At 72.4% G+C, this 25,072-nt stretch carries 22 protein-coding genes and 2 pseudogenes; 11 read left to right on the top strand and 13 right to left on the bottom strand.

Features of this window, described 5'->3' with window-relative positions; all coding sequences use genetic code 11:
* From ABD378_RS12265 to ABD378_RS12250, 4 genes and pseudogenes are all read right to left on the bottom strand, one after another.
* Positions 1 to 1,077, bottom strand: a pseudogene (locus ABD378_RS12265) (hypothetical protein); the annotation flags it as partial.
* 93 nt (positions 1,078 to 1,170) lie between these two features.
* Positions 1,171 to 2,064 carry a hypothetical protein gene (locus tag ABD378_RS12260; protein ID WP_344520679.1) on the bottom strand — a complete coding sequence of 298 codons (894 nt, stop codon included), beginning with the start codon at positions 2,062 to 2,064 and terminating at the stop codon, positions 1,171 to 1,173.
* Between the two features lie 55 nt (positions 2,065 to 2,119).
* On the bottom strand, positions 2,120 to 3,646 hold the full coding sequence (locus ABD378_RS12255; protein WP_344520678.1) for a hypothetical protein: 1,527 nt from the start codon (positions 3,644 to 3,646) through the stop codon (positions 2,120 to 2,122).
* 91 nt (positions 3,647 to 3,737) lie between these two features.
* On the bottom strand, positions 3,738 to 4,454 hold the full coding sequence (locus tag ABD378_RS12250) for a GntR family transcriptional regulator (protein WP_344520677.1): 717 nt from the start codon (positions 4,452 to 4,454) through the stop codon (positions 3,738 to 3,740).
* 169 nt (positions 4,455 to 4,623) lie between these two features.
* On the opposite strand from ABD378_RS12250, the gene ABD378_RS12245 reads away from it, so the two are divergent.
* Genes ABD378_RS12245 through ABD378_RS12225 form a run of 5 tightly spaced genes read left to right on the top strand, consistent with a single transcriptional unit; the run spans position 4,624 to position 8,996 of the window.
* Entirely contained in the window at positions 4,624 to 5,925 is a 1,302-nt protein-coding gene (locus ABD378_RS12245) for an MFS transporter (protein WP_344520676.1), read from the top strand.
* Complete coding sequence (locus tag ABD378_RS12240) at positions 5,922 to 6,713, top strand: putative hydro-lyase (RefSeq protein ID WP_344520675.1); 792 nt, start codon at positions 5,922 to 5,924, stop codon at positions 6,711 to 6,713. The genes ABD378_RS12245 and ABD378_RS12240 overlap by 4 nt, the downstream gene beginning before the upstream one ends.
* Before the next feature lie 35 nt (positions 6,714 to 6,748).
* Positions 6,749 to 7,513, top strand: coding sequence for a LamB/YcsF family protein (locus ABD378_RS12235; RefSeq protein ID WP_344520673.1), 765 nt, complete (start codon positions 6,749 to 6,751; stop codon positions 7,511 to 7,513).
* Positions 7,510 to 8,130, top strand: coding sequence for a 5-oxoprolinase subunit B family protein (locus ABD378_RS12230; RefSeq protein WP_344520672.1), 621 nt, complete (start codon positions 7,510 to 7,512; stop codon positions 8,128 to 8,130). The genes ABD378_RS12235 and ABD378_RS12230 overlap by 4 nt, the downstream gene beginning before the upstream one ends.
* Positions 8,127 to 8,996, top strand: a complete 870-nt coding sequence (locus ABD378_RS12225; protein ID WP_344520671.1) for a 5-oxoprolinase subunit C family protein — start codon at positions 8,127 to 8,129, stop codon at positions 8,994 to 8,996. Before ABD378_RS12230 ends, ABD378_RS12225 begins: the two co-directional genes overlap by 4 nt.
* Positions 8,997 to 9,024: 28 nt before the next feature.
* Here the strand turns inward: ABD378_RS12225 and ABD378_RS12220 are convergent, their stop codons facing one another.
* The 5 genes from ABD378_RS12220 to ABD378_RS12200 form a co-directional block, all read right to left on the bottom strand.
* The gene (locus ABD378_RS12220) at positions 9,025 to 9,867 is read right to left on the bottom strand and encodes an SGNH/GDSL hydrolase family protein (RefSeq protein WP_344520670.1); all 843 of its coding nucleotides are present in this window, start codon (positions 9,865 to 9,867) and stop codon (positions 9,025 to 9,027) included.
* On the bottom strand, positions 9,864 to 11,093 hold the full coding sequence (locus tag ABD378_RS12215; RefSeq protein WP_344520668.1) for a glycosyltransferase: 1,230 nt from the start codon (positions 11,091 to 11,093) through the stop codon (positions 9,864 to 9,866). The genes ABD378_RS12220 and ABD378_RS12215 overlap by 4 nt, the downstream gene beginning before the upstream one ends.
* Complete coding sequence (locus ABD378_RS12210) at positions 11,090 to 12,220, bottom strand: glycosyltransferase family 4 protein (RefSeq protein WP_344520667.1); 1,131 nt, start codon at positions 12,218 to 12,220, stop codon at positions 11,090 to 11,092. The genes ABD378_RS12215 and ABD378_RS12210 overlap by 4 nt, the downstream gene beginning before the upstream one ends.
* 122 nt (positions 12,221 to 12,342) lie before the next feature.
* The gene (locus tag ABD378_RS12205) at positions 12,343 to 13,761 is read right to left on the bottom strand and encodes a HEAT repeat domain-containing protein (protein WP_344520666.1); all 1,419 of its coding nucleotides are present in this window, start codon (positions 13,759 to 13,761) and stop codon (positions 12,343 to 12,345) included.
* 302 nt (positions 13,762 to 14,063) lie between these two features.
* Positions 14,064 to 14,456 carry an ankyrin repeat domain-containing protein gene (locus ABD378_RS12200; protein WP_160503704.1) on the bottom strand — a complete coding sequence of 131 codons (393 nt, stop codon included), beginning with the start codon at positions 14,454 to 14,456 and terminating at the stop codon, positions 14,064 to 14,066.
* Positions 14,457 to 14,752: 296 nt separating this feature from the next.
* Between ABD378_RS12200 and ABD378_RS12195 the strand changes: the two genes are divergently transcribed.
* Both ABD378_RS12195 and ABD378_RS12190 read left to right on the top strand, forming a co-directional pair.
* Entirely contained in the window at positions 14,753 to 14,947 is a 195-nt protein-coding gene (locus ABD378_RS12195; protein WP_160503705.1) for a hypothetical protein, read from the top strand.
* Between the two features lie 57 nt (positions 14,948 to 15,004).
* Complete coding sequence (locus tag ABD378_RS12190) at positions 15,005 to 16,627, top strand: ATP-binding protein (protein WP_344520665.1); 1,623 nt, start codon at positions 15,005 to 15,007, stop codon at positions 16,625 to 16,627.
* A gap of 44 nt (positions 16,628 to 16,671) precedes the next feature.
* Here the strand turns inward: ABD378_RS12190 and ABD378_RS12185 are convergent, their stop codons facing one another.
* The gene (locus ABD378_RS12185) at positions 16,672 to 18,171 is read right to left on the bottom strand and encodes an SCO1417 family PLP biosynthesis transcription factor (protein WP_344520663.1); all 1,500 of its coding nucleotides are present in this window, start codon (positions 18,169 to 18,171) and stop codon (positions 16,672 to 16,674) included.
* A 99-nt stretch (positions 18,172 to 18,270) separates the two neighbouring features.
* Between ABD378_RS12185 and yczE the strand changes: the two genes are divergently transcribed.
* The 4 genes from yczE to ABD378_RS12165 all read left to right on the top strand — a co-directional run bounded on the left by yczE (position 18,271) and on the right by ABD378_RS12165 (position 21,729).
* Positions 18,271 to 18,933 (top strand): membrane protein YczE, encoded by a 663-nt coding sequence (gene yczE / locus ABD378_RS12180; protein WP_344520661.1) that lies wholly within the window; start codon positions 18,271 to 18,273, stop codon positions 18,931 to 18,933.
* Positions 18,930 to 19,697, top strand: a complete 768-nt coding sequence (locus tag ABD378_RS12175) for a glycerophosphodiester phosphodiesterase family protein (RefSeq protein WP_344520659.1) — start codon at positions 18,930 to 18,932, stop codon at positions 19,695 to 19,697. The genes yczE and ABD378_RS12175 overlap by 4 nt, the downstream gene beginning before the upstream one ends.
* Positions 19,698 to 19,745: 48 nt before the next feature.
* Positions 19,746 to 21,098, top strand: a complete 1,353-nt coding sequence (locus ABD378_RS12170) for an MFS transporter (RefSeq protein ID WP_344520658.1) — start codon at positions 19,746 to 19,748, stop codon at positions 21,096 to 21,098.
* A 256-nt stretch (positions 21,099 to 21,354) separates the two neighbouring features.
* Complete coding sequence (locus ABD378_RS12165; protein ID WP_249591189.1) at positions 21,355 to 21,729, top strand: RNA polymerase-binding protein RbpA; 375 nt, start codon at positions 21,355 to 21,357, stop codon at positions 21,727 to 21,729.
* A 118-nt stretch (positions 21,730 to 21,847) separates the two neighbouring features.
* Here ABD378_RS12165 and fxsA read toward each other — a convergent pair whose 3' ends face one another.
* From fxsA to ABD378_RS12150, 3 genes and pseudogenes are all read right to left on the bottom strand, one after another.
* On the bottom strand, positions 21,848 to 22,432 hold the full coding sequence (gene fxsA / locus ABD378_RS12160; RefSeq protein WP_344520656.1) for an FxsA family membrane protein: 585 nt from the start codon (positions 22,430 to 22,432) through the stop codon (positions 21,848 to 21,850).
* 294 nt (positions 22,433 to 22,726) lie between these two features.
* Positions 22,727 to 23,518 (bottom strand): annotated as a pseudogene (locus ABD378_RS12155) (polyprenol monophosphomannose synthase); the annotation flags it as partial.
* A 489-nt stretch (positions 23,519 to 24,007) separates the two neighbouring features.
* Positions 24,008 to 25,072 (bottom strand): amidohydrolase (locus tag ABD378_RS12150; protein WP_344520655.1); only part of this gene is annotated, 1,065 nt, incomplete at its 5' end.

Here is a 25,072-nt window from a genome sequence, read left to right as displayed (position 1 = left end):
CTCCGCGGTGGTGACGGTGTGCGCGGCGGCGGTGACCCGCTCGGCGAGCTCCCCGGCGCGACCCCGCTCGGCGACGGCCCGCGCGGAGAGGCGGCGGGCGAGCGTCCGGGTGCGCCGCTCGGCTCCCACGTGCACGTCACGCGCGCGTGAGCGCGTGTCGGCGGCGTCGACGATCCGGCCGAGCAGATCGACGGAGCCCGCGGTGAAGTCCCGCTCGGCGATGAGTTCGGAGCGGCGGCCCAGCTTGTTGCCGAAGCCGTGCACGAGGTCGGCGAGGCCGTCCGTGTCGCGCGTGTCCGTGACGGCACGCAACAGCAGGTCCGTGAAGTCGGAGTCCTTCTTGACCGCGAAGAGACCGGCGGCCTCGCCCTCGTCGGCGTTCATCTCCCGCTGGTAGCGGAAGAGTTCGGGGTCAAGGCCCAGGTCGCCGAGGTGCTCGATCCAGCGGTCGTGGATCTCCTCCCAGTGCACTTCGAGGTGGGGGTACGCCTTGCCCGCCTCGGTCAGCGCGTCCCGGAAGCCCTTCATGGTGCGCCGCCGCCCCTGCGCCCCCGACACGCCCTCCACGGAGGGCCGTACGGCGGTGGACTCGGCGACCGGCAGCGAGTCCAGGCTCATGCCGGGACCGGGCCGGAAGGAGTACCAGGCCTCGGCGAACTTCCTCGGGTCGTTCGAGACCTGCCGCCCACGCCACTCGCTGACCTTGCCGACGACGACGCACTCACCGGTCAGCGTGTGCTGCCACTCCAGGGCGACGTGCCCGCAGTCATCGGCGAGCAGGAACTTGCGAAGGACTCCGGAGCTGGCGCCGCCCAGCGTGTTCCGGTGGCCCGGCAGCATCACCGAGAAGATCAGCTTCAGCAGGACGGACTTGCCGCCGCCGTTCTCCAGGAAGAGCACGCCCGCGGGCGCCGGGCGGCGCGGCGGACCGGTCGGCTCCTCCTCGAAGAACTCCGCCTGGGCGGGGGCGGGGTCGGGTACCTCCGCGCCGACGCCGCGCAGGTCAAGCACGGTGTCGGCGTAGCGCGCACCGGCGGGGCCGATGGAGTAGAGGCGGACCCGGGACAGCTCGTACATGGCGGCGGACTCTCGTCGTAAGTCGTGCGGAACGGCAGGAAGTTGCGGGGGGACGTCAGGAGTGGTGCGGGACGTCAGGAGTCGTGCGGGACGTCAGGAGTGGAAGGGCAGGCCCGCGTCGGCGGTCAGCTCCAGGTCGTCGGTCTCGTCGGGGGGCAACAGGGTCGCGGACCCGTCCGTGACGGGCACGATGCCGAGCTCGAGGAGCTCGGCCATGGCGGCGCCGCCCGCCATGTCGCGCACCTGCAGCTGATAGCGGGCGGTGGTGCGGTACGTGCCCCCGGAGTCGTCGCCCGTGCGCTGCAGGAATCCGGAGTCGGTGAGGAAGGCGACGGCCTTGCCGATGATGCCTGTGGTCGATCCGGCGAGGCGGCGGGCGTCCTTGGTGGCGCCCGTCGAGCTGCGCCGTGCCCAGATCCGCCAGGCGGCTTCGAGGCCGGGGGCATCGGTCGCCGGGTCGGAGTTCTCGCCCTGCTCCTCTGCGCGCTCCTCCAGGCGGTGGCAGGCCTGGCGCACGAAGGCGTCGACCCCATTGACCGTGACCCGACCGATGTATCCGTCGTCGGCGAGGTCCTCGGGGCGCGGGAACGCGAGGGCGGCGACGGCGAGATGGGCGAGGCCGTGCAGGAAGCGGTCGGTGGAGTCGGCGGCGGTCCTGCGGGCGTAGTCACCCATGCGGACGGCGAACACGGAGTCCTCGGCGGCCGTCACGGCCATCCCCGCGCGCGGGGACACCTCAAGGACGACGAGGCCGAGCCCGGCGGCGACGGCGTCGGCGAGCCGCGCGAACGGCGGGTCCTCGCGGTACCGGCGCAGCAGCTCCGCGTACTCCTGGTCGCGGGCGGGCTGGAGCTTGGGCTGGAGTCCGAAGGAGACGAGTCGCGCGGCGTCGGCGGCGTCGGCCGGGGTGATGGCGGCGGGCGCGGCGGGCGCCGTCGTTGCCTCCGGCTCGCCCCACGCGGCGTGCTCTGCGGGGTGGTCGGTCACGGCTTGTGCTCCTTGCGGCGGTCGTGCTGGTGAGTCTTGAGCGGGTCGGGAGTGCTCACGCGGCCTCCGTCCGGCCGGCCGCCATGCCGGCGGCGTCGAGCAGCGCCGTGCCCACGATGAGGTCGGCGCCGCCGAATTCCGGGTCGTCGAGTTCGGTGCCGTCGTCCACCGCGAACAGGAGCTTCTCCTCGCCCTGGCGGTAGGCGGTGCCGACCGGCGGGCTTGCCGCGTGGACGGCGAGCAGGGCGACCAGGTAGGGCAGTTCGGTGTCGCGGAGCCGGGCGTCGGCAAGGAGGCCGGAGAGGCGCCGGGGCGCGTCGGCCGGCAGGTCGAGCAGCTCCATCGCACTGGCCAGCTGCTCCTCGCTGAAGCGGCTGTCGTCGGGCGTGGCGATGAGGTCGGGCTCGGGCATCTCCACGCCCAGGTGCTCGCGCTCCTGCGGCGGCGTGAGCAGTATGTCGACCAGGTCCCCGACGCGGACGGACACGGGCGTGCGCAGTCCCGTCCCGCGCGCGAAGAAGGCGTCCGTCACGCGGCTCGCCTGCTCGACCGGGAGCGGCAGGAGCGGCGCGACGAGCTGGCCGTACAGATCGAGTCCGGTCCGCCCCGCGGGGGCCGCGAAGGCCTGGCGGTCCTGCTCGGCACGGAACAGGGGCCCCGCGTCGAGGAGCCGGGACTGCAGCTGGGTGTGGCGGCGGATGCAGTCCTTGACGATGTCGACGAGCTCGGCGGCGCGGCGCTTCTGCTCGGGGTCCTCGGACTCGTCGCGTGCCTTGCGGATGTTCGTCAGGATCGCGTTCTCGTGGCGATAGCGGTCGGCCACGTGGTCGAGCGCCTCCGCGATCATGTCGGGGACGGCCTGGAGCCAGTCCACCGCGCGGACGTTGCGCCGCGTGGCGTCCAGGGCCCTGCGGAGCGTCTCCGAATACTGCACCGTGCGATACCGCGCCTGCTCCGCGGCGAGCTGGGCGTCGGCGAGGCGGCCGCGGCTGATGAGCACCTCGAGCTTCACCTCGGCGGCGATCTGGGCGCTCGTGACGTCGGTGTCGAGGGCGCCCACGAGGACGTTGACCGCTTCGTCCGTCGTACGGAGATAGACACTCCCCCCGTACCCGGGGACCTCTTCGATGAGCTTGAAGTCGTAGTCCCTGCGCACATAGGTGCCGTCGGGCGCGAAGGTGCCGTACACGGCGCGGAAGCCGCGGTCGACGCTGCCGACGTTGATCAGGTTCTCCAGGACCCAGCGGGCCACGCGTTCGTGCTCGGCCACGGGGCGCCGGGGCGCCTGGGCTCCGACGCGCGGGAGCAGCCTGGCCACTATCTGCTCGTGGTCGGCGCCGGTGTCGAAGTCCATGTTCAGTGTGACGAGGTCGATGGCGGAGAGGGCCACTTCCGCCATCGCGTACACCGAGTACTCGCCCGCGAGGTTGGCCTTGCGCACATCAAGGTCGTGCAGCGGCGCCGTGCAGGCGAGCGCGCGGAGCCGCCGCGCCAGGCCCTCGTCGGCGGCCGGGCCCAGAGCGGGCCTCGGCCCCGCGCTGAGCTGGGGCGGAGCGGTGTCCGTAACGGCAGGCGAAGTCACGGTGCACAGACTAGATCCTCGGTCTGACAACGGTCGAAACGGCGCAGATCTGGCAGTGATCCGCGATGCCCTGCCGAAGCCCGTCCGGGGCTCAGGAGCCCGTCCGCTCGCCCTCCGCCACGCGCTGGCCGTAGACCTCGACGAGGCCGCTCCGCGAGTCGTCCAGGTAGACCGCGAGCAGACGCTCGGCCTCCGCGGCGTCCCCCTCCTGGAGGGTCTGCAGGATCTGCCGGTTGCGTACGAGGTACGGCTCGTGCAGTCGACGCGGATCGTCCACCACGTGGAAGGCCAGGCGTAGTTCGGCGAAGACGCTGCGCATCACCTCGTCCGTGCGGGCGCTTCCGGCGAGGGCGACCAGTTCCCGGTGGAAGTGGATGTTGGCCGTGGAGACGCCCTTCCACTTCCGCTCGCGCGCGGCCTTGGTGCCGTCCGCGACGGCGCCCGCGAGTCCGTCGAGCACGAAGGGCGGATCTCCCAGTCCGCGGACGACCGCGCATTCCACGAGCCGCCGGGTGCGGTAGATGTCCTCCACGTCCTCAATCGTGAGAACTCGGACAAATACCCCGCGGTTGAGCTGATGGATCAGCAGCCGTTCGTGCGTGAGGAGGCGGAAGGCCTCGCGCAGCGTGTTGCGCGAGACGCCGAGCGCGCCGCCGATGCTGTCCTCCGACAGCCGCGCTCCCGGCGGGAAATACCCCTCCGCGATGCGGCTCCGAAGGATGTCCGAGACCCGCTCCGCGGTGCTGGTGCGCCCCAGGAGCGCACGGTCGTCGGCCAGCCCGCTCGCGTCAGCCATTCCCTCAGCCATGCCCGGATTCAATCGTAGATACAAGAACGAAACAACATGGGTATTGAGGGATCGTTCAACGATCCTCTACCTTGTCGGGCACGGCACAGTCCCCACCCGTGCCCGAGCCTTGCCCGCTGCGCACCCACTGCCCGCTCCGCACTCTCCGTCCCCCTCCTGCGAGGTGCCCATGAGCACGCCCCCACCGCCCCAGGCCGTCTCGACCGACGCGCGGCCCGTGGACGGCGAACCCCCCGACGACAACGGCGCGTTCGGCTGGCTGCGCGCCCTCGGCCCGCGTGGCCGCCGCGCCTTCGCGGGCGCCTTCGGCGGCTACGCCCTCGACTCCTACGACTACTTCACGCTGCCGCTGAGCATGGTCGCGATCGCCGCGTACTTCGGCCTGGACAGCGGCCAGACCGGCCTGCTCACCACGGTCACGCTGGTGGTCTCCGCGATAGGCGGCGCGGTCGCCGGGGTGGTCGCGGACCGGATCGGCCGTGTCAAGGCACTGATGATCACGGTCATCACGTACGCCGTGTTCACCGTCGCCTGCGGCTTCGCGCCCAACTACGAGACGCTGCTGGTCTTCCGCGCCCTCCAGGGCCTCGGCTTCGGCGGTGAGTGGGCGGTCGGCGCGATCCTGGTCGCCGAGTACGCCACCGCCAAGAACCGCGGCCGCACGCTCGGCGGGATCCAGAGCGCCTGGGCGGTCGGCTGGGCGCTCGCGGTGATCGTCTACACCGTGGTGTTCCAGTTCCTCGACGAGGACATCGCCTGGCGCGTGCTGTTCTGGACCGGCGCGCTGCCCGCCCTCCTCGTCGTCTACGTACGGCGCAATGTGCACGACGCCCCCGAGGCGGCCGAGGTACGGAAGAAGAGCGCGGACAAGGGGTCGTTCACCGCGATCTTCAAGCCCGGCCTGCTGCGCATCACCCTCTTCGCTGTGCTGCTCTCCACCGGCGTACAGGGCGGCTATTACACGCTCGCCACCTGGGTGCCCACGTACCTGAAGACCGAGCGCGGACTCACGGTGGTCGGCACGGGCGGGTATCTCACGTTCCTGATCTCCGGTGCCTTCATCGGCTACTTGGCCGGCGGTTACCTCACCGACGTGCTCGGCCGCAAACGGAACATCACGCTCTTCGCGTTCCTCTCGGCGGCCAGCATCCTCGCGTACACGAACATCCCGGACGGGGCCAACGGCCTTCTCCTTGTGCTCGGTTTCCCGCTCGGCTTCTGTATGTCGGCCATTTTCAGCGGCTTCGGATCGTTCCTCAGCGAGCTCTACCCGGCCGCCGTGCGCGGCACGGGGCAGGGCTTCACGTACAACACCGGTCGCGCCGTGGGCGCCGTCTTCCCCACCATGGTCGGCTTCCTGGCCGACAGTTGGGGCGTGGGCGGTGCGCTGATCTTCGGCGCGGTGGGCTACGCCATCGCCGTGCTCGCGCTGTTCGGGCTGCCCGAGACGCGCGGGAAGGAGCTGGTGTGAACCCCGCGACCACGGCGCTGCGGAGCCCCGAAGAGGCCCGTGCCCTCTTCCGTTCGGGGACGAGCGGGCCGACCGCGGGCTGGGCGGCCGGCCACACCCAGGCCAACCTGATCGCCGTGCCCGCCGACTGGGCGTACGACATGCTCCTGTTCTGCCAGCGCAACCCGAAGCCCTGCCCGGTGCTCGACGTCACGGACACGGGTTCCTGGACCACACCCCTGGCGCCCGGCGCCGATCTGCGGACGGATCTGCCGTGCTATCGGGTGTGGGAGGACGGCGAGCTGGCGGACGAGCCCACGGACGTGGTCGGGCGGTGGCGGGACGACCTGGTGTCGTTCCTCATCGGCTGCAGCTTCACCTTCGAGTGGGCGCTGACCGAGTCCGGCGTTCCCATGCGCCATGTCGAGCAGGGGCGCAACGTCTCCATGTACGTGACCACGCGCCCCTGCCGTCCGGCGGGCCGACTGCACGGCCCCATGGTGGTGTCCATGCGCCACGTGCCGCCCGAGCACCTCTCGGCGGCGATCAGGGAGACCTCCCTGCTGCCCGCCGTGCACGGCGGTCCGGTGCACTGCGGCGAACCGGATGGGCTCGGCATCGACGATCTGGCCCGGCCCGACTTCGGTGATCCGGTGACCGCCGAGCCCGGTGACATCCCGGTGTTCTGGGCGTGCGGAGTGACGCCGCAGGCCGCGGTGATGGCCTCGCGGCCGCCGTTCGCGATCACGCACGCGCCGGGCCAGATGTTCATCACCGACGCCCGTGACGAGCAGTACCGGGTGGCCTGAGCAGGCCACCGGAAGGAAACAGGAGAACCACCCCGATGACCGATGCCGTGATCGATCTCAACGCCGACCTCGGTGAGGGCTTCGGCCGCTGGCGCCTGACCGACGACGAGGAACTGCTCTCCGTGGTCACCAGCGCCAATGTGGCCTGCGGCTTCCACGCGGGGGACGCGGCAACCATGCGCCGCGTGTGCGAGCAGGCCGCCGCGCGCGGCGTGCGGATCGGCGCCCAGGTCTCCTACCGCGACCTGGCGGGCTTCGGGCGCCGCTCCATGGACGTACCGGCCGACGAGCTTGCGGCCGAAGTGGCGTACCAGATAGGCGCCCTGGAGGTCTTCGCACGGGCAGCCGGCGCGCGCGTGTCCTACGTGAAGCCGCACGGCGCGCTCTACAACCGCGTCGTCCACGACGAGGAGCAGGCGCGCGCCGTCGTCGAAGGGGTCCTGCTCGCGGATGACACGCTGCCCGTCCTCGGGCTGCCGGGATCACGCTTCCTGGAAGTGGCCGACAAGGCCGGACTCCCCGTCGTCACCGAGGCGTTCGCGGACCGTGCGTACACCCCGGAGCGGACGCTCGTGCCGCGCGGCGGCGACGGCGCCGTCATCACGGAGGCGGACGCCGTCGTCGAACGCTCCGTGGGCATGGCCCGGTTCGGGACCGTCACCGCCCGGGACGGACAGCGGATCGACGTCCGCGCGCGCTCGCTGTGCCTGCACGGCGACACCCCGGGGGCGGTGGGTCTCGCCCGGCAGGTCCGGGCACGCCTCGAAACCGCGGGCGTCCGGGTGGAGGCGTTCGCGTGAGGGTGCTCCCGGTCGGCGATCTGGCGCTGCTCGTCGAACTCGCCGACGGCGACGAGGCGCAGGCGCTCCACGCCGAGCTGCTGCGCCGCAGGGCCGCGGGCCTGATCCGCGTACGGGAGATCGTGCCCGCGGCCCGCACGGTGCTCCTGGACGGCCTTGACGACCCCGGCCGCGTCGGCGCGGAGCTGGCCGCCCTGGAGATCCCGCCGCTGTCGGGGCGCGCGGAGGACATACGGGAGATCCCGGTCCGCTACGACGGGCCCGATCTGGCGGAGGTGGCGGCGCATTGGGGTGTGCCGGTGGCGGAGGTGGCGCGGATCCACTCGGCGGCCGAATTCCGGGTCGCCTTCTGCGGGTTCGCGCCCGGCTTCGGCTACCTCACCGGGCTGCCGCAGCATTACGACGTACCGCGACGGGCCACGCCACGCACGAGCGTCCCGGCCGGCAGCGTCGCCCTGGCGGGGCCGTACACGGGGATGTATCCGCGCTCTTCGCCCGGCGGCTGGCAGCTGATCGGCACGACCGACGCCGTGCTGTGGGACCACGCGCGCGTACCCGCCGCGCTGCTCACCCCAGGGGTGCGGGTACGTTTCGTGGCCGACTCGGAGGCACGATGACGGACCGTGCCTTCGCCGTCGTGCGGGCCGGGGCGCTGACCACCGTGCAGGACCAGGGCCGCCCCGGGCACGCGCACCTCGGAGTGCCGCGCTCCGGAGCCCTCGATCCGGCCGCGGCGCGCCTCGCCAACCGCCTCGTCGGCAACCCGCCCGAGGCGGCCGTCCTGGAGACCACCCTCAACGGCTGCTCCGTGCGCCCGCGTTGCGCGGTGACGGTGGCCGTCATGGGTGCGCCCTGCCCGGTGACGGTCGACGGCCGCCCGGTGGCATGGGGTGCGCCCGTGCGGATACCTGCCGGTGCGCTGCTCGACGTCGGAGCGGCCGTCTCCGGAGTACGTTGCTACGTCGCGTTCGGCGGCGGTGTCGCCGTCGACCCGGTGCTCGCAAGCCGCTCCACGGACCTGCTCTCCGGGCTCGGCCCCCCGCCGCTCGCGGACGGAACCGTCATCCCCCTGGGGAACGCTGCCGCGCCGCACGCGCGCGTGGACACCGTCCCGCACGCGGCGCCACCACACGAACTGATCCTGAGGGTGGCGTCGGGGCCACGCGCCGACTGGTTCACCCCATCGGCCCTCCGCACGCTGACCACGCGCGCGTACCGGGTGTCATCGGCGAGCAACCGCATCGGTCTGCGTACCGAAGGGCCCTCCCTGGAGCGGGCGTTCACCGATGAACTCCCCAGCGAGGGCATGGTCATCGGCGCCGTCCAGGTGCCGCCGGACGGCTGTCCCGTGGTCTTCCTCGCCGACCACCCGACGACCGGGGGCTACCCGGTGATCGCGGTGGTCAGGGAGGCGGATCTGGCCGGTGCGGCGCAGGCGGTGCCGGGCACCCCGGTGCGGTTCGTCCTGGCGGGGCGGCGCTGAGGTCTCCCGCAGGCCCCCACACCGACTCCTACGCCGCGTCCGGCTGCTCGGCCGCGGTGAGCGCGGCGAGGGCCGCCGTCACCGCGTGGGTGGCGCTCAGGTCGAGCCGGGCGCTGCTGCCCCGCACCTGATGGCGCACCTCGTCGGCCGCGAGGGTGAGCAGCTGTGGCAGCAGATCGGTGCACCGGCGCGCCAGCCATCCGGTACCGGCCGTGGCCAGCCACAGCAGGCTCGCCGACCGGGTGGGCGAGGGGAATTGAGGCTCGCACGATGGCGGGCCGCCCGCCGCCAGGCCCCGCGCCGCGAGCAGCGCGTGGAAGCGGACGGCGACAAGACGGTGGCCCCGCTCGCCGGGGTGCAGCCGGTCCGCGCTCCACAGGGTGCGGTCGGCGACCCACTCGTCCTCCGCGAGGTGCAGGTGGACGGCGCCGTACCGCTCGGACAGCGCGTGTACGACGGCGTTGACCGCGCGTTGCCGCCGGGCCAGCGGTCGGGCCAGCGCGCCCGGGAGGCCGAGCATGGCCCCCGGGTCGGGGAGGCAGGCGGTGAGCAGTTGGGCGCCTTGCCGCGCGGCGGCTCCGTAGATCTCGTCAAGGCGCGTGGCCACGGCACGGATGTCGAACGTGCAGCGGAGGGTGTCATTGACGCCGATGACCACGGAGACCAGGTCGGGCCGCAGCTTCAGCGCCTCGGGCAGCTGCCGGTTCAGCACGTCCCCGGTCTGGGCCCCGCTGACGGCGAGGTTGTGGAACTCGCCGTCCCCGAGGGTCGGGGCCAGCAGCGCTGCCCAGCCTCGCCACCCCTCCTCCACCGGGTCCCCGACGCCTTCGGTGAGGGAGTCACCCATGGCAACGAAACGCAGCGGCTTCACGCGTCACGTCCCTCGCGGGGCGCCGTGCAGGACTCCTGCCCACAAACGCGGTCCACGGAAGCCTCATGCGCCCCCAGAAACCCCGCAACCGCCCCCTCCCACCCGAAGCACTCCGCACGCGCGCGTGCCGCCTCCCTGCGCGGACGCTCAGGGCGCCCGAGCAAGCTCTGCACGGCGGTCGCGAACGCCTCACCGCTGTCCCTCGCCGCCGCGCCCGCCCCGCCCACGATCTCCGGCAGCGCCGACGAGGCGCTCGCGACCACCGGCGTACCGCACGCCAGCGCCTCCAGGGCCGCGAGCCCGAACGTCTCGCAGGGCCCGGGCGCGAGGCAGACGTCGGCCGTGGCCTGCAGCGCCCCCAGGGTCGCGCGGTCCGCGATGTGCCCCAGGAACGTCACCGGCAACCGCCGCTCGCGCGCCCGCAGTTCCAGACGCGCCCGCAGCGGCCCGTCCCCCGCCACCACGAGCACCGCAGGCACGCCCCGGCCGCGGAGCACCTCCAACGCGTCCAATGCCATGCCCGGCCGCTTCTCCACGGACAGCCGGGAGCAGAGCACCAGCAGCGTCTCCCCCACGCGCGCGTGGCGCTCGCGCACGCGTGGCTCACGCAGCCCCGGATGCCTGCCCGCGAGATCGACGCCGAGTGGTGCCCGGACGACATTGCGCGCCCCGATGCGGACGAACTCGCGCTCGGCCCACTCGGTGGTGCACACGACGCGCGCGAAGGCGTGAGCCGTACGGGAGTTGAGGGCGTCGGCCGCACGCAGGGCGGCCTGCCGCGGCATGCCCCAGGAGCTGAGGACGCCGTCCGTCGTCTCGTGGGAGACCATCACGGCCGGGATCCTGCGGTGCCGGGCCCACGCGCCGGTCCAGCGCAGCGTCGTGCGGTCGGAGACCTCGATGCGGTCGGGGGCGAGGCGTTCGAGGGCCCTGGCCACCCTCCGGCGGTCCGTGAGGACGCGGTAGCCGCCGGTGCCGGGCAGCAGCGTGCCGGGCAGGGTCACGATGCGGCCCTGGTCGGTGTCGCGGACCCCGGCGCGTTCGCCGGGCACGATCAGTACGGGCTCGTGCCCGGCCGCGCGGTAGCCGCGTCCCAACTCCCTGAGCGCGGTGCGCAGTCCGCCCGACGAGGGGGCGACGAAGTTGGCGAGGCGCACGATCCGCAGCGATTCGGATCGCGGCCCACCGGGCCGCGCCCTGGTCTCCCTGTACACCGCCGCCCTCATGCCGCCACCGCCGTCCGCGCGGCGAGCACCTGGGTGTAGTGGTCGACGAGCTGCTCGCCCACCGCATCCCAGGTCCGCCCCTCGACGGCCGCGCGCCCTGCCCTGCCGTACGCGGCACGCAGCCCCGGATCGGCGGCGAGCGCCCAGACCGCGTCACGCACCGCGAGGGCGTCCTGGGGCGGCACCAGGACTCCGGTGCGGCCGGGGACGACGAGGTCAAGGGGGCCGCCGGCGGCGGGCGCGACCACCGGCACGCCGCTGGCCATGGCCTCCTGCACGGTCTGGCAGAACGTCTCGTAGGGCCCGGTGTGCACGAAGAGGTCCAGCGAGGCGAAGATCCGGGCGAGTTCGTCGCCGGTGCGGCGCCCCAGCATGACCGCGCCCGGCAGAGCCGCCCGCACGGAACCCTCGCTGGGACCGTCGCCGACGACGACAAGCCGCACGCCCTCAAGGGAGCACACCCCGGCGAGGAGTTCGACCTGCTTCTCGGGCGCGAGACGCCCTACGTAGCCGACGATCAGCTCACCGTTCGGCGCGAGTTCACGGCGTACGGCCGCATCCCGGAGGGCGGGCCCGAACCGGGCGGTGTCCACACCGCGCGGCCACAGCCGCACCCGTGGCACCCCGTGCGTCACGAGGTCGCGCAGGGCGGCCGACGACGGGGCGAGGGTGCGGTCGGCCGCGGCGTGGACGGCGCGGATGCGCCGCCAGGCGGTGGACTCCCCCATCCCCATGTACGTACGCGCGTAGCCGCCCAGATCCGTCTGGTAGACGGCGACGGCGGGAATGCCCAGGCGCGCGGCGGCCGCCATGCCGCGCACGCCGAGGACGAACGGGCTGGCCAGATGGACGAGCTGGGCCCGGTGCGCGCTCAGCGCGGCGGACAGGCGGCGGCTTGGCAGCGCCACCCTGACCTGCGGATATCCGGGAAGGGGCAGGGAAGGGACGCGGATGACGGGGCAGGGCGCACTGGCATCGGCCGCGGCGTCCGCCCCGGCCGCGGGGGCCGGGGCGATGACCAGGGGGTCGTGACCGCGGGCGACGAGCTGCCCGGCGGTCTGCAGGGCGCAGTGCGCCACGCCGTTGACGTCGGGAGGGAAGGATTCGGTGACGATGACGACACGCATACTCGTGTTGTCGTCGCGCGGGGCGTGGTCACGTCAACGTGGATCTTTCCTGGCGAGGAACGTCCCATGAGCGTTCCGCTCCGCAATGGTCCGCACGCGCCCCGCCCCGGGGGCGCGCCCGGCTACACCTCGGCCGCGTCGGGGCCGATCCTGCTGCGTACCGCGGTCTGTACCTCGTCCTCTTCGGCGGGGTCCGCTGCGAGCCTTCTGAGCTGAGTGACCACGCGGGCGTCGCCGGTCTCGGCGTGCCGTGCGGCGACCTCGCGGGTGGACTCCTCGCAGTCCCACAGGCATTCGACGGCGAATCCGGCGGCGAAGGAGGGATCGGTGGCGGCGAGCGCGCGGGCGGCGCGGCCGCGCAGGTGGGAGGAGGCGGTCTCGCGGTAGACGTGGCGAAGGACGGGGGCCGCGCAGGCGATGCCGAGCCGTCCTGCGCCGTCGACGAGTGTCCAGAGGGTCGGCGCGTCGGGGCCTTCGCCCCGGACGGCTTCACGGAGCGCGGCGAGTACGAGCTTGCTGTCCTGGGCGCCGCCCCTGCAGGCGAGCACCCGTCCTGCGGCGGCGCCGAGTTCGTCGGGCCGCAGGGCCCAGCGGCGGGCCCGCTCCACGGCGGCGACGCTGCGCATCCGTTCGAAGGCCTCGGCAGCGGCGTCCACGACGGCCCGTGACGGGCTCTCCACCGCGAACTCGATCAGGTCGAACACATCGGGATCTTGGGCGTCCGCGAGGTAGCGCAGGGCCGTGCCGCGCGCCCCGTCGGAGCCGTTGCGGGCGGCCTCGAGGATCTCGGCCCGGTCGTCGGGTCCGGCGACGGCGCTCAGGCAGCGGGCGGCGGGCACGTGCAGCACGGCGCCGCGTTCGAGCCCTTCCTGCGCCCAGTCGAAGACGGCCTGGACGCTCCAGCCGGGGCGTGGCCCCGATGGTCGCATCTGGCGCTGCCAGCGGTCGAAGGAGCCCTGTTCCCGCGCGGCCCGCACACGGGCGCCGACGGCCTCACGCGGGTCCTCCTCCCACAGCCGCCAGGGCCGGGGTTCGTAGGCGTCGCGCACGGCGGCGGCCAGTTCGGCCTCGCCCTCGGCGTCCGAGGGGAATCTGGCGAGCACGGGCACGGCGAGGGCGCGCAGGCCCGCGTCGTCGTCCCGCAGCGCCAGTTCGTCCAGGGCCCAGGCCCAGTTGGTGCCGAACGCCACGTACCTTCGCAACAGTTCGAGGGCGTCGTGCCTGCCGTACGAGGCGAGGTGCCCCAGGACGGCGAGCGCGAGGCCGGTACGTGAGTCGTCCGTGTCCAGGACGTCCTCGGGGTCGAAGAGATGCCGTTCGATCTCCTCGATCCCGCCGCGGAGATCGAGGTAGAGCCTGGCGTAGTACAGGGAGCGGTTCTCCACCTGCCAGTCGTGGCGTGGGTCGTGGAGCACGCAGGTCTCGAGGGCGGCGAGCGCCTCGGAGCGGGGTGCGGTGAGTGCGTGCAGCGTGCCGTCGCCGCGGCCCCGCTGCAGCAGGCCGAGCAGCGTACCGCTGGGCGCTATGACCGGATCGAACATGGGAAACAGCCTCACATCAAGCGTCGACGCAACCGGGAATCGTGAATTACCTGGCCGTGCGCCAACACGTCGGGCCGCCCGCCGTCTCTTGCTTGCTGTAGACCATCTTCCTCTGCCTCTCGTCGGTGGCCCCTAGGGTCCCGGACGGGAGGTCCGGGGGGCGGGCCGTTCACGGTCCGCGCGGTGCGGCAACATCTGCCCCGCCGTCGCGTCCGTAAATCACGTCGTCATGATGACCCAGCGGTTCAGCCCGCCGCGACCACATTTCCAGCGCCCCCGTTGTTGCTGGTCAGGTACCCCGCTCAGGCCGCCCCGAACAGCTCGAGCAGCTCCGTCTTGGCAAACATCCGAGCGGTGTCCACCGCCGACGGCGTGCCCGCGGCCGGATCCGCGCCCCCGTCGAGCAGCGCCCTGATCACCGCGTCCTCGCCCTTGAAGACGGCGCCGGCGAGCGGCGTCTGCCCCCGGTCGTTGGCACGGTTGGCGTCACCGCCCCGCTCCAGGAGAGCCCGGACCGCGTCCGCATGGCCGTGATAGGCGGCGAGCATCACGAGCGAGTCGCCGCTGTCGTTGGTGAGGTTGGCCGGAACGCCTGCGTCCACGTACGCGGCCAGGGCCGCGGTGTCGCCCTGGCGCGCCAGATCGAAGATCTTGGTCGCCAGCTCCACGACTTCCGGGTCGGGGGCTTCGCTCATGGACCAGACCGCCTTTCGACTGCGGGGTGACTCGGGGGTCGTACGGCGCCCAGTGCGGCCGTACGAGTGAATCGTCAGGGTACTGCCCGTCCGGGTACATGACGGAGCGTGCCCGCGGCAAAGATCACGAAGGAACCCGGACGCACTTCGGACCTGCGCTCAGGCGGCCCAGCAGACCTCCGCCATTCGAGGGAATTTCTCGCAAATTCCCCCATTTGCACCTTTTATCGTATGGATACATGCTGTGAACCTGGAACAACTCATGGTGACTGTCCCCACCAACCAGGAGAACCCTCATGATCCTGTCCATCTCCGGCGTAGTGCTGCTCGGAATCATCGTCTTCCTGTTCTTCCGCAAGGACGGCCTCAAGGCGTCCCACGCGGTGGTCTGCGCGCTCTTCGGCTTCTTCATGGCGGGCACCGCAATCGCCCCGAGCATCAAGGCGGGCAGCGCGAGCCTGGCGAGCCTCCTCGGCGGGATCAAGTTCTGACGTCCCCTGGCTCCCTGCCCCCGGTAGCAACTTCGTTCGCACCATCTGGAGACTGACGTGGCCCGGCGCCCCCTCCCCCGCATCCTGAGCAACGGCACCGCCTCGATCGCCCGGAGCCGGGAGTTCGCACGGTCGGCCGCCGACAGCGCCACCGATGTCCTCCACCCGCTGATCACGATCACTCGTGGACTGCGCCGACTGGCAGTGGCCGGGCGGCGCAAGTGGGCCGACACCCCCAAGGACCGGCGCGGACCGCTGCTGTTCCTCGTGGCCTCCGTCGTCCTGGTCGTGGCCCTCATTCCGTACGGCCCGCTGCTCGCCGCCATCTGCCTGATGGCGGCCGCCGCGTGGACCGGCAGGGAACGCACGGCTCCGGCCCCCACCGGTCCCGACGAGGCGCAGACACTGCGGCTGCAGTCCCTCTACGAAGCGCTCGTGCCGTACTTCTCCGTTCCCGAGGATCCGGCGCCGCTCTTCGCGCACGGCGGCGAGTGGGACAAGGTCTTCACGTCGTACGAGTTCGACGACGACGGACGGGTCTCCCATCTGGTGGTGCGCTACCCCGCGTACTTCACCGACGGCGAGGCCGACTCACGCGCACGGATCGAGCAGCTGCTGCACGCCAAGTCGGGCCGTGGCCGCGAGTACCACTTCGAGTGGGACGAGGAGGGCAACCAGCTCACGGTGAACGTGCTGCCCCCGTTGCCCACCGACATCGCCGCCCAGCGGTTCGTCACGTCCCCCGGAGAGACCGTCCTCGGCTTCACCGACCCCACCGGCGTCCAGCGCACCCTCCCCGTGACGGACGGCGACGAGCAGCGCGACGTGCCCCCCGTCGTCTGGCGCACGGGACCCCGCTCCACCGAGCCGCACCTCCTGGTGGTCGGCGAGCCCGGCAGCGGCACCACGACCCTGCTGCGCTCCGTCGCCCTGCAGGCCCTGCTCCACGGCGACGTCCTGATCGTCGAGGGCAGCGGCATCGGCGACTACGCCTGCCTGACCGGGCGCGACGGCGTCCTGGCCATCGAGTGCGGACTCGCCGGAGCCCTGGCGAGCCTGGAGTGGGCGGCGCACGAGACGGAGCGGCGCCTGATCTCCGCCAACCGCGCCCGGCAGGCGGGCCACCCCGCACCGGAGGACACCAAGCGCCCCCTGTGGATCGTCATGGACCGCCCCAGCGTGCTCGGTCACCTGGCGGCGGCCGACGGGCGCAAGGACCCGCAGTCGCTGCTCCAAGTGCCGCTGCGGCACGGCAGGGCGGCCAATGTCACGGTCGTCGTGGCCGACCAGTTCGACAGCCTGGACGCCCTGAGCGACCCCGTGCGCCAGCACACCCGCGCGCGCGTGGTCCTCGGCCCCGCCACGCTCGACCAGGTGGAGGACATCCTCGGGGTGCCGCCCCGCACGACGCCCACGTCCGACGTCCCGCCCGGCCGCGGGTACGCACGGCTCGGCACGGGTCCGGTGCACCGGCTCCAGGTGCCCGCGACGCCCGATCCGTACGACGACGCGACGAGCGAGGCGCACCGGCAGGCGGTGATGGAGCTGCTGCCCGCGCGAAGCACCCCTGCCGACACAAACACCGACACCGGCACGGTCACCAGCGGCGCCGAGGCAGAGGCCGACGCCCCTGCGACGGAACCCGGCGCCACGCCGGAGCCCGTGCCCGCCGAGGGCTGAGGCTGACAACTCAGAACTGAGGCCTGAGAGCTGAGGGCCGCCCCTCAGGCCACGAAGGCCCGCGGCGCCTCCACGCCCCCGCCCGCCCCTGTCTCCACCAGGCGCGCGGCCGCCGCCAGGCGCACCGCGGCCTCCTCCGCCACCGCGCCTCCCACGGTGAACGGCAGCCGCACATACCCCTCGAAGGCTCCGTCCACGCCGAAGCGCGGCCCCGACGGGACCCTGACCCCCACCCGCTCGCCCACCTCGGCGAGCCGGGAGCCGGAGAGGCCGCCCGCGCGCGCCCACAGGGTGAGCCCGCCCGCCGGTACCGCGAACTCCCATTCGGGCAGCTCGCGGCGGACGGCGGCGACCAGCGCGTCGCGGTTCTCGCGGGCCTGGGCCCTGCGCACCTGCACGGCCGACTCCCAGCCGCCGGTGCTCAGCAGCCAGTTCACCGCCAGCTGTTCCAGGACGGGGGTGCCCATGTCGGCGTACGCACGCGCCGAGACCAGGCTCCGGATCACGTCGGGAGCGGCCCGCACCCAGCCGATGCGCATGCCCGCCCAGAAGGCCTTGCTGGCCGAGCCGACGGTGATGACGGTCGAGCCCGCCGGGTCGAAGCCGCAGACGGGGCGCGGCATCGTCAGGTCGTCGTCGAGCTGAAGTTCGATCATGGTCTCGTCGACGACGAGGACCGTTCCCGCGGAGCGCGCCGCGTCGACGAGCTTGCGCCGCTGGTCCTCGTCGGCGAGCGCGCCCGTGGGGTTGTGGAAGTCCGCGACCACGTAGGCAAGGCGGGGCGCGGCGTCGCGCAGCACCTGCCGCCAGCGGTCCATGTCCCAGCCTTCGAGCCCATCGGACATGGCGACGGGGACCAGACGGGCGCCCGTCTCCCGCATGAGCTGAAGGATGTTGGCGTACGACGGGGACTCGACGGCGATGCGCTCGCCGCGCGGCGCGAACAGATGGCAGATCGCGTCGATGGCGCCCATCGCCCCGGTCGTGACCATGATCTGTTCGGGCATCGTCGGGATGCCGCGCGCGGTGTAGCGCTCGGCGAGCATCTGGCGCAGCGCGGGCAGACCGGCAGGGAAGTCGCCGTGCGTGTGCGCGTACGGAGGCAGTTCCTCCAGGGCGCCCTGCACGGCGCGGGTGAGCCAGGGCTCCGGCGCGGGCAGTGCCGCGCAGCCCAGGTCGATCATGGAGCCGAGCGCCTCGGGCGGGAGGGGTTCGAGCCCGCGTGCGGGGAGGGGGTTGCCGGCCGGGACGGCGGTCCAACTGCCCGCTCCCCTGCGGGACTCCAGGAAGCCTTCGGCGCGCAGCGCCTCGTACGCGGCGGCGACCGTGGTGCGGCTGACGGAGAGGGACACGGCAAGCTCGCGCTCGGCGGGCAGCCGCGCGGCGACCGGGACGCGGCCTTCGAGGACGAGCATGCGGATGCCGTCGGCGAGGGCGCGGTAGGCGGGCGGACGTCGCGTGCCGGGGCCCGCGGGGCGCGTCTGCTGAGAGGTGAGCAGCCGGGCGAGCTGTGTGGCGCCCACTGCCGAAGTCCACTGAGCCATGATTCCCAGTCCACCTTCCTGGAATTGGCCATGGTTGGCATCCCTTTACGAGCCACAGAGTGTCATGCGTCAGGCCACTACCACCAGCAGGGGGCTCTCTTGTCCACGTCGAAGCCACCGCGGCACCTCACGCGACGACTCATCCAGCTGTACGTCGGTCTGGCGCTGTACGGCGCGAGTTCCGCGCTCCTGGTGGTGGCCGGCCTCGGCCTCGAACCGTGGAACGTCCTGCATCAGGGCCTCTCCGAGCTGACCGGCATGTCCATCGGCGTCGTCTCGATCTTCATCGGCGCCGCGGTGCTGCTCCTGTGGATCCCGCTGCGACAGCGCCCCGGCCTGGGCACGGTCTCCAACGTCTTCGTCGTCGGCCTGGCGATGGACGGCACCCTCGCCCTGGTGCGGGACGCGCACACGCTCGCCGCCCGCGTCCCGCTCCTCGTGGCGGGGATCGTCCTGAACGGCGTGGCGACCGGGCTCTACATCGCGGCGAAGTTCGGGCCAGGGCCGCGGGACGGCCTGATGACGGGCCTGCACCAGCGCACCGGACGCTCCATCCGGCTGATGCGGACGCTGGTCGAGGTGGCGGTGGTCGCCACCGGCTTCGCGTTCGGCGGCACGGTGGGCATCGGAACGGTCGTGTACGCGCTGGCGATCGGTCCGCTGGCCCAGTTCTTCCTGCGCTTCTTCGCCGTCCCCGCTCCATCCCAGGGAGGCACAGTGGCTGCCGGCGGTCAACCGGAGCAGGCGATACTGCAGCGGTGACCACGCGCGTACGCCATCCCTATCTCGACCATCCCGGCCCGCTCGCCCTCGCCCACCGCGGCGGGGCGGCGGACGGCCTGGAGAACACCGCCGCCGCGTTCGGGCGCGCGGTCGACCTGGGGTACCGCTACATCGAGACGGATGTGCACGCCACATCGGACGGCCGCCTCGTGGCCTTCCACGACGCGACGCTCGACCGGGTGACGGACGCGGCCGGGCTGATCGCCGACCTCCCGTGGAACGAGGTGCGCCACGCGCGCGTGGCGGGCAGCGAGCCGGTGCCCCTCTTCGAAGAGCTCCTGGAGTCCTTCCCCGACGTCCGCTGGAACGTGGACGTGAAGGCCGAGCCCGCCCTGCTCCCGCTCCTGGATCTGCTGCGCGGCACGGGCGCCTGGGACCGCGTGTGCGTCGGCTCCTTCTCCGAGGCCCGCGTGGCCCGGGCCCAACGGCTCGCCGGTCCCCGCCTCGCCACCTCGTTCGGTACGCGGGGCGTGGCGGCCCTGCGGCTGAGCTCCTTCGGCGTCCCCGCCGCCGTGCGCCGCTCCGCGGTCTGCGCGCAGGTGCCCGAGATGCACGCCGGTATACGGGTGGTGGACCACCGCTTCGTACGCGCGGCCCACGCGCGGGGGCTGCAGGTGCACGTCTGGACGGTCAATGACGCGGAACGTATGGCCGCTCTCCTCGACCTCGGTGTAGATGGCATCATCTCTGATCACATCGAGACGCTGCGCGACGTGCTGAAGGACCGGGGAGCCTGGGCCTGACCGCCTCGAGGGCGGCAGCGGACCACGGGGACCAGCAAGGGGGCACGGGTGGGCACCGACACCGTGCGGGCAACGCCACCGACCGACGAGAGCGCCGCCGGGCGACGGCGCGAGCAGCGCGGCTGGTATTTCTACGACTGGGCGTGCTCGGTCTACTCGACCAGCGTCCTGACCGTCTTCCTCGGCCCGTATCTGACGGAGATCGCCAAGTCGGCGGCGGACGGCGACGGATACGTCCACCCGCTCGGCATCCCGGTCAGCGCCGGATCCTTCTTCGCGTACGCGGTGTCGGCATCGGTGATCGTGTCGGTCCTGGTCATGCCGCTCGCGGGCGCCGCCGCCGACCGCACGGGCCGCAAGAAGCCGCTGCTCGCGGTGGCCGCCTACCTGGGGGCCGCGGCGACGGCGGGCATGTTCTTCCTGGAGGGCGATCGCTATCTCCTCGGCGGCTTCCTGCTGATCGTCGCCAACGCCTCCCTCGCCGTCTCGATGGTGCTCTACAACGCCTATCTGCCGCAGATCGCCCCACCGGAGGAGCGCGACGCGGTCTCCTCGCGCGGCTGGGCGTTCGGTTACGCGGCGGGCGCGCTCGTCCTGGTGGCGAATCTGGTCCTGTTCCTGGCCCATGACACCTTCGGTGTCTCGGAGTCGACGGCCGTGCGCATCTGCCTGGCGTCGGCCGGCGTGTGGTGGGGCGCCTTCACGCTCGTGCCGCTGAGGCGGCTGCGTGACCGCAAGGCGCCGCCTTCGGAGGCGTCGGCACGCGGCTGGCGCCAGCTGGCGTCGACCGTGCGCGACATGCGCCGCCATCCGCACACCCTGTCCTTCCTGCTCGCCTACCTCGTCTACAACGACGGCGTACAGACGGTGATCTCCCAGGCGTCCGTCTACGGCTCCGAGGAGCTCGGTCTCGGCCAGTCCACGCTGATCGTGGCGGTCCTGCTCGTGCAGCTGCTCGCGGTGGCGGGGGCACTCGCCATGGGCCGCCTCGCGCGGACGTACGGCGCCAAGCGCACCATCCTCGGCTCGCTCGTCGCGTGGACGGTGACGATCGGGGCCGGGTTCTTCCTGCCCACGGGCGCGCCGGTGTGGTTCTTCGTGCTCGCGGCGGGGATCGGCCTGGTCCTCGGGGGCTCGCAGGCGCTGTCGCGGTCGCTGTTCTCGCATCTGGTGCCCGCGGGCAAGGAGGCCGAGTACTTCTCCGCGTACGAGATCAGCGACCGCGGCATGGCCTGGCTCGGGCCACTGATCTTCGGCCTGACGTACCAGCTCACGGGGAGCTACCGGGACGCGATCGTCTCACTGGTGGCCTTCTTCGTGATCGGTTTCGTGCTGCTCGCGCGGGTACCCGTGCGGCGCGCGATCCGCGACGCGGGAAATCCCGTACCCGACAGGATTTAGCAACTGAAGCCAAAGGGCGGTAGTGTACGCGTTTGGCTTACCAGGCGGACCGTTACTGCGCGCTGAAGATTCAGAAACGCAGGGTGACATCCTCTGTCAGATGTGACATACCGGGCGCTGGTGGGTACAACAAGGGGCGGCATACGACGGCGACGCATGACCCTTAACGGGAATCTTTACCGCCGACCGGACGTTGACCGGATGACGACGACAGCGACACCTGTCCTGTGGGCGACAAGCCCGGGAGGCACGATTCATGAGTGAGCGAGCTCTTCGCGGCACGCGCCTCGTGGTGACCAGCTACGAGACCGACCGCGGCATCGACTTGGCTCCGCGCCAGGCCGTGGAGTACGCATGCCAGAACGGACATCGATTTGAGATGCCGTTCTCGGTAGAGGCAGAAATCCCGCCGGAGTGGGAGTGCAAGGTCTGCGGGGTCCAGGCACTCCTTGTAGACGGCGACGGACCTGAGGAGAAGAAGGGGAAGCCTGCGCGTACGCACTGGGACATGCTCATGGAGCGCCGTACTCGAGAAGAACTCGAGGAGGTCCTGGAGGAGCGCCTTGCGGTTCTCCGTTCAGGAGCCATGAACATCGCGGTGCATCCGCGGGACAGCCGCAAGTCCGCCTGACGGCGAACTGAAGAACACCGCACAACACCGCACACGAAGGCCGGGGCCACTGCTGAGCAGTGGCCCCGGCCTTCGTGCTGCATCAAGCCTGTACCGGCCCGCGCGGGCGGCGAGCCCCTCAGCGGGGCGGCAGCTGCGGGTCGTCCGGGCGCGGACCGCGGTCCGGCCGCTCGTCGTCCTTGATGACCTCGCCCTGGACGACCTTGCCGTCCGGGCGGTGCATGCGCGCCTGCTGGAAGGCATCGCCGAGGCCGCCCTGCGTGGCGGACTCGCGGACCTTGCGCTCGAAGGTCTTCTCCGCCTTGCGGCTGACGGCCTTCTGGACGGGCGGCACCAGCAGGAGCAGCCCCAGAGCATCGGAGATCAGCCCCGGCAGGATGATCAGCAGGCCGCCCAGCATCGTCAGGGCGTTGCCACCGCCCCGCTCCGAGGGGTGCGGCGTCAGACCGCCCTGCTGCTGCCGTTGCACCGCCTCGCTCAGCTCGCGGAAGGCCCGGCGCCCGGCGTGCTTGATGACCATGCCGCCGAGCACGACACCGGCCACGAGCAGCAGGAACACCGTGAGCCCGCTCGCGGCGCCCGCCACGACGGTGAGCAGCCAGATCTCCAGGACCAGCCACGCGGCGATGCCGAGCGGCAGGAACCTCAGGACGCGGGAGCGCGGGGGCCGGGCGGGTCGGGTGGGCGGTACGCCAGTCGTCATGGCTCCAGTGTGCCTGGACCCGGCTCAGACCGGCATAAGGGGGATGATCGACAAGGGACGGCGCTGGAGCGGTGATCAGGTGGTCTTGAGGTCCTCGGGGGGCTCAGGAGACGCCTCAGGAGCTGCCTCAGCTGCCTCGGAACCCTTGACCGGTTCGGGAGCGGCCTCGGAACCCTTGACCGGCTCAGGAGCCGCCTCGGAGCCCTTGATCGGCTTGGGCGAGCCCTCGGGACCCTTGGCGAGTCCTGCAGACACCTCGGGGTCCTTGGTGAGTTCCGGAGCCGCCTCCGGGCCCTTGCGGCCCAGTGCGCGGCCCACGCGGCCGAACCGCTCCCCCACACCCCACGCCGTGACCCGCCACAGCGCCTCGGCGACGATGTCCTGGCTCATCTTGCTGTCGCCGAGCTCCCGCTCGATGAACGTGATCGGCACCTCGACGACGTGATAGCCCGCCTTGATCGCGCGGCGCGCCAGGTCGACCTGGAAGCAGTAGCCCTGCGAGGCGACCTCGCTGAGGCCGATGCCCTCCAGCGTCTCGCGGCGGAAGGCGCGGTAGCCGCCCGTCACGTCGCGGATCGGCACGTCGAGCATCAGCCGGGAGTACGTGCTGCCGCCGCGGGAGATGTACTGGCGGTACTTGGGCCAGTTGACGATCCGTCCGCCCGGCACCCAGCGCGAGCCGAGGACGAGGTCGGCGCCCTTGAGCGCGGTGAGCAGCCGGGGCAGCTCCTCGGGCTGGTGGGAACCGTCGGCGTCCATCTCGACGACCACTCCGTAGCCGTGGTCGAGGCCCCACTGGAAGCCCGCGAGATAGGCGGCCCCGAGGCCTTCCTTGCCCTTGCGGTGCAGGACGTGGACGTTGTCGTCGTCGACCGCGAGCTCGTCGGCGATCTTGCCGGTGCCGTCGGGGCTGTTGTCGTCGGCGACGAGGATGTGCGCCTCGGGCACGGCGACCCGGACACGGCCGACGATGGACTGGATGTTCTCCGCCTCGTTGTAGGTCGGAATGATCACCAAGGCCATGCCGAGCGGGCCGAACTGCCTCCCCTGGCCTCCGGTTTCGGAGACCTCACCGCCGTCGTTCACTACTGCCCCTTCGTTCGTACGCAGAGGACCACCATAGTGGCCGCCTGCGTCACTGCCACGGCGGCACGGGCTGTCGAGGGGAGTACTGCGGATCGGGGCCCGGCACCCTTCGGGCCGACCTGGGGCCCGCTGGCTGCGGGTCGACCGAGAGCCGTTGTCTACTGAGCGTCCGGGCCCCACCCGGGTCACACCTGCCGGCCCGGTGGAACGTTCCCTCGCGTCCGCGACGCGGGCGCTGGACCTGGCTCCCAGTGGTGGTGCGCCGGTGCGGCACACCACCCATGGCCCAGCGGCGTTCGACGGCTGCGTGGAGGTTCTCCGGTCGGACGTCCTTTGGTGGACCCGGCCGAACCTACCGGCCGACGGCCGCGTTCTGTCAATAGCCGTTTGACCTGGGCCGATTCCAAAGACAGCCAGGTCAGTGCCGAGGATACGCAGGTCGTGCGACGCGACAACGGACCGCGATCGGCGGTACGCACCGCCGGGACATCACTCGTCCGGCCGTACGAAGACCGGCTGTCCGAAGACCACCGTGCGCAGGCAGACGGGGAGTTCGGCGCCCGGGGTCAGGTCGGGGAGGCCTGGCGTGCCGGAGCGCGGATCGGTCGACCAGCGCGCGACCCGGTCGTCCGGGGCCTGGACCACCAGATCCGCGGCCCGCCAGACGGCGTAGTCGGCGGGCGCTCCCGGCACCAGGATGCCCGCGTCGTCCCGGCCGATCGCCCGCCAGCCGCCCCGGGTATGGGCGGTGAACGCGGCGCGCACCGACACCCGGTGCTCGAGGGTCTGATGGAACGCGGCGGCCCGGACGGTGCCCCAGGGATCGAGCGGGGTGACCGGGCTGTCGGAGCCGAAGGCCAGCGGGACGCCGGTGCGCAGGAGGGCCGCGTACGGGTTGAGGGTGCGGGCCCGTTCGGCGCCGAGGCGCTGGACGTACATGCCGTCGTCGCCGCCCCACAGGGCGTCGAAGGCGGGCTGCACGGAGGCGGTGAGGCCGAGTTCGGCGAAGGCGGCGATGGTCTCCGGGGTGAGCATCTCGGCGTGCTCGACGCGGTGCCTTGCGGCGCGGACGCGGGCCAGGCCGACCTTCTCGGAGGCGGCGCGGATGCCCTCGACGACCGAGGTCACGGCGGCGTCGCCGATGGCGTGGAAACCCGCCTGGACCCCTGCCTCGGTGCAGGCGACGACGTGCGCGGCGACGGCGGCCGCGTCCAGATAGGCGTTGCCGGTGTGGCCGGAGTCGGCGTACGGCTCGTGCAGGCAGGCGGTGTGCGAGCCGAGGGCGCCGTCGACGAAGAGGTCCCCCGCGGCGCCGATGGCACCCAGTTCCTTTGCACGGGCGACGCCTTCCTCGCCCTGCTGCGCCCAGTAGCCGACGACACGAGGACCGGCTTCCTCGGCGGCCAGGCGCAGCAGACCCGTGAAGTCGTCCTCGCCGGAGATCCCGGGGCCCGCGCACTCGTGCACGGAGCCGATGCCGAGGGACGCGGCATGCCGCAGCGCCGCGCGCTGGGCCTCGGTGCGCTGCTGCGGGGTGAGGGCGCCGAGGGCGGC

The organism is Streptomyces rectiviolaceus (assembly GCF_039533825.1).
GTDB classification, from domain to species: Bacteria; Actinomycetota; Actinomycetes; order Streptomycetales; family Streptomycetaceae; genus Streptomyces; species Streptomyces rectiviolaceus.
This window is presented reverse-complemented; position numbering and strand designations above follow the sequence as displayed.